This window comes from Nocardia sp. NPDC058497 (genome assembly GCF_042720195.1).
GTDB lineage: Bacteria > Actinomycetota > Actinomycetes > Mycobacteriales > Mycobacteriaceae > Nocardia.
In genome coordinates this window covers 1931-5672 of the sequence record NZ_JBHXMY010000392.1, presented here as the reverse complement: position 1 = coordinate 5672, position 3742 = coordinate 1931, and the positions used below count along the sequence as shown (strand labels likewise).

Here is a 3742-nt window from a genome sequence, read left to right as displayed (position 1 = left end):
ATCGGTGGCAACGACGGAAATCTTTTCCAGACGATGGTTCTCTCGTGCGTAGCGCTCAATCTCGGTAATGCCGCCGGCGTCGGCACGCCGTGTCGCGACAACTGGGGATCGCGGTTCAGCGACGACATCGCCGCCTACGAGCCCGCGATGGGTGCGGCCATCGGGCGTATCGGGACGCTCGCGCCGAACGCGCGCGTGTATGTCGTCGGATATCCGGCGGTGCTGCCGGAATCGGGCAGCTGCTACCCGCAGGTTCCGCTCAGCCCGGGCGATATCGCCTACGCGCGCGATGTCGAGAAGGAGCTCAATGCCGCGTTGCGGCGCCAGGCCGAAGTCAACGGCGCGAGCTATATCGACATCTACACCCCGAGTATCGGACACGACGCCTGCCGTGACCTGGCGACCCGGTGGATCGAGCCGCCGGTGCCCGGTCAGCTCAACGCGACTCCGGTGCACCCCAACGCCGTCGGGCAGCAGGCGACGGCGGATATCATCGGTGCGGCCGTGGCGTAGGGGTGCGTAGCGTCAGGCGTCAGGCGTTGCGCGGTGCGCGCAGGAAATCGACCAGGTCGGCGACGGTCTCCGCGGTCGGGCGGGGCCGGTAGCCGAGCTCGCGTTCGGCTTTGCCGTGGTCGACGATCGGCGCCGAGAGCAGCGCGCCGAGCGCGGCCTTGGACAGGATGTCGGAGCCCAGGCGCCTGCTGATCGGCTCGACCACCGGTAGGACGGCGCCGAGCGCCTTCGCCGGAATCGCGAAACGCGGGCCCTTGACGCCGGTGCGCGCCGCGGCCATCCGGCACAGCTCGATCAACTCGGTCATGTACCCGCCGAGCAGGTAGTTCTCGCCCGTGCGGCCCTTCTCGCCCGCGAGGATCAGGCCGTGGGCGACGTCGCGCACGTCGACCAGGTCGAAACCGCCGCCGATCATCACGGGCACCCGGCCGCGCATCGCGTCGGCGGTGACGCGGTTGAGCCGGGACAGCTGCTTCGGGTTGTCGATCGGGCCGTACACGCCGGTCGGGTTGACGATCACCGCGTCGAGACCGCGCTCGATCACCGGGCGCAGCGCCTGCTCGCCCGCCCACTTGGACCGGTCGTACACCGGCAGGCCCGGGTCGACGGAGCGGCCCGTGGTCTCGTCGATATGCCCGCCGGCGCGATACTGGTCGAAGGCGTGGATGGAACTGGTATGCACGAACCGGCGCACGCCGACCTCGAGTGCCGCCTCCGCGGTGACCCGCACGCCCTCGGTGTTGACCCGCCACGCCAGATCGTTCTTCTCGGCGAGGGTGATCAACGCGACCAGGTGGTAGACCACCTCGGCGCCCGCCAGCGCCGTGCGCATCGACGCCGGATCGAGCACGTCACCGGACACCCAGGTGACGGCCGGATCGGACGTGGTCGGTGCGGCGCGATCGATGGCCACCACTTCGTGGCCACGCTCGACGAGCTGCGGGATCAGGTTGGTTCCGAGGTAGCCGGCTGCGCCGGTCACTGCGACCTTCATTTCGCCGAGGATATAGAACATGTTCTAGTTTTGAAAGCGAATCCCGCAGATCGGAGTCGACACGGCTCGATAGTGGTCGGGGTGTTCGGTTATATTTGGCGCACTGCGCCCTCGGGCGGCCGCGACGGGAGTTTCTCGGCCACCGATCGCGGTCTCAGGGCAGGCTTTTCACGACGAGTTGGGGGATTCGCATGACCGATCTCTCGGTGCAAACCGATGCCGTCACCGCGTTCGCGGCGACGAACGCCGCAGTGGCGGGGGATATCGCCGCGGCAGGTATCACCGACGCGGCGGGCAATGTCGCCGCGATGACCCCGGTGTTCGGGCTCATCGGCGCCGACTACCTGGCGATGTTCGCCGCCGCGCAGGCCTTGCAGGCCAAGGACATCACCGATCTGTCGGCCAAGTTCTCCAAGCTCTCCGACGCCGCGTTCAAGACCTCGGTGACCTTCGACGCGACCGACGCCGCCAACGCCGCCGACCTGGCGCGTCAGGCCGCCGGGATCGGGGGCATCGCATGAAGCCGCTGAGCGGCGACGCGGGCGTCATCACGCCCGACACCGCCCTGGCCACCGCCGACGCCGCGACCCAGTCCGCATTGGGCGCCGTCCCGGTCGACCACAGCGCCCAGGCCATCCTCGACGTGCCGCTGATGCAGCTGCCCGAGGACATCGCGACCAGCGAGGATCCAGTCTTCACCCTCGCGCAGAAGATCACCGAGGAGACCCAGAACGCCGCGGTCTCCCCGGCCGGGCTGTCGGGTCTGTCCGGGCTCGGCACCGGTGGCACCGTCGACGCGCAGGACATCCTGTCCGGCGTCGCCACCGACGCGTCCGCGGCGCTGAGCGGCGTGCAGAGCACGCTCACCCAGGTCGCCGGACCCGCACTGGCCACCGCGCAGACCGCGTTCGATTCGGCCAAGAGCGCGCTCACCGGCACGTCGAGCGCCGGCGCGGCGAGCACGGGCAACGGCGCGAGCTCGGCCGCCGCGACCTCGCTGACCGAGGATCCGGTCTCCGCGCTGCTCAACGGGGTGTCGATTCCCGCGCTGCCCGGCATCGACTCGCTGTTCGACCCGATCCTGCAGCTGCTGAGCAGCTTCGGCACCGGTGTCTTCGGCTCGCTCGATCCGACCACGCTGCTGAGCAATTCGTCCACGCTGATCGACTCGGCGATGAGTGTCGCCCAGGGCGGCCTCAAGACAGTCCAGCAGCTGTGGGAGGGCGAGGCCTCCGACGCCGCGAGCACGGCCAGTCAGCAGGCCCAGGTCGAAGGGCAGGACACCAGCCAGCGCGGCTTCGATATCGCCGCCCTCACCGAGCAGGCCGCCGCCGTCGTCCAGTCGGGCAACGCGCAGCTGTCGGCGATCGCGACCACCTTCGCCGCGCAGGCCACCGCGCTCGCGCCGACGATCATGCTGCCGCCCACCCAGGCCACCCTGATCGGCCTCGCGACCGAACACCTCGGCTCGGCGGTGACCGTCGTCAACACCACCCGCGGCCAGCTGGCCGGGCACACCTCCCAACTCGGCGGCGTGGTGCAGCAACTCGTCGGCCAGAGCGGCCTGCCCTCCCCGGAGGAAGTGCTCAGCGCCGCCTCCGAGAACATCGCCGAACCGCTGCTCACCCAGGCCGAAGACGCGTTGTCCGGCACGGGCGGCGACTCCACCGCCGCCGCGAGCGCCTCGCCGACCGCGACCACCCCCACGCCCGGCGCCACCACTCCATCGGGCCTCGGCTCGGGCGGTACGGGCGGCAGCGGTGGTACCGGCGGAGCGCTCGGTGCGCTCGGCACGGCCCGCGGCGGATCGGGCGGCTCCGGTGGTGGCACCCCGAGCACGGGGACTCCGAAAGCCACGACGGCCGTGCCCGGTTCGGCACTGCCCGGCGGTCGCGTCATGACCACCGCGATGGGTGGCACCGGTCTCGGCAACACCACGACCGCGGGCACCAGCGGCTCCGGCTTCATGGGCGGTGGTGGCGGTGCGGGCGCGGGCCAGCGCAGCAACGACGAGGAACACGGCCGCACCGTGCAGCCCTACCAGAGCCGCACCGGCAACGACGATCTCACCGGTCCGCTCGGTGAATCCACGCCCGAGGTCATCGGCGCGGTCCACGAGGACGAACGCGACGCCGACGAAGACCGGTTCTGAGCTCACACGACGCCGCCCCCCCCCCCCCGGGGCGGGGGGCGGGGGGGCGGGTTGGGGAGCGCAACCGGGTTTGAGTTTGTGGG

4 protein-coding genes are annotated in these 3742 nt (G+C 70.7%); 3 read left to right on the top strand and 1 reads right to left on the bottom strand.

The features are described 5' to 3' along the window. Positions 1–513, top strand: a 513-nt coding sequence (locus tag ACFWPJ_RS22910; RefSeq protein WP_378854435.1) for an SGNH/GDSL hydrolase family protein, incomplete at its 5' end; no start/stop codon positions are given. Positions 514–532: 19 nt separating this feature from the next. Here the strand turns inward: ACFWPJ_RS22910 and ACFWPJ_RS22905 are convergent. Next, a complete protein-coding gene (locus tag ACFWPJ_RS22905) occupies positions 533–1507 on the bottom strand; it encodes an NAD-dependent epimerase/dehydratase family protein (protein ID WP_378854434.1) in 975 nt (324 codons plus the stop codon). A gap of 191 nt (positions 1508–1698) precedes the next feature. Here ACFWPJ_RS22905 and ACFWPJ_RS22900 point away from each other — a divergent pair, with 191 nt between their 5' ends. Both ACFWPJ_RS22900 and ACFWPJ_RS22895 read left to right on the top strand, forming a co-directional pair. Further along, positions 1699–2028: a type VII secretion target gene (locus ACFWPJ_RS22900; RefSeq protein ID WP_378854433.1), complete on the top strand. Its 330-nt coding sequence runs from the start codon at positions 1699–1701 to the stop codon at positions 2026–2028. Continuing rightward, positions 2025–3659: a hypothetical protein gene (locus ACFWPJ_RS22895; RefSeq protein ID WP_378854432.1), complete on the top strand. Its 1635-nt coding sequence runs from the start codon at positions 2025–2027 to the stop codon at positions 3657–3659. Before ACFWPJ_RS22900 ends, ACFWPJ_RS22895 begins: the two co-directional genes overlap by 4 nt. The last annotated feature ends 83 nt before the right edge of the window (positions 3660–3742 follow it).

Excerpts from the sequence above, each read along its gene's own strand:
- ACFWPJ_RS22905 (WP_378854434.1), bottom strand. The coding sequence starts at position 1,507 with ATGAAGGTCGCAGTGACCGGCGCAGCCGGCTACCTCGGAACCAACCTG.
- ACFWPJ_RS22900 (WP_378854433.1), top strand. The coding sequence starts at position 1,699 with ATGACCGATCTCTCGGTGCAAACCGATGCCGTCACCGCGTTCGCGGCG.
- ACFWPJ_RS22895 (WP_378854432.1), top strand. The coding sequence starts at position 2,025 with ATGAAGCCGCTGAGCGGCGACGCGGGCGTCATCACGCCCGACACCGCC.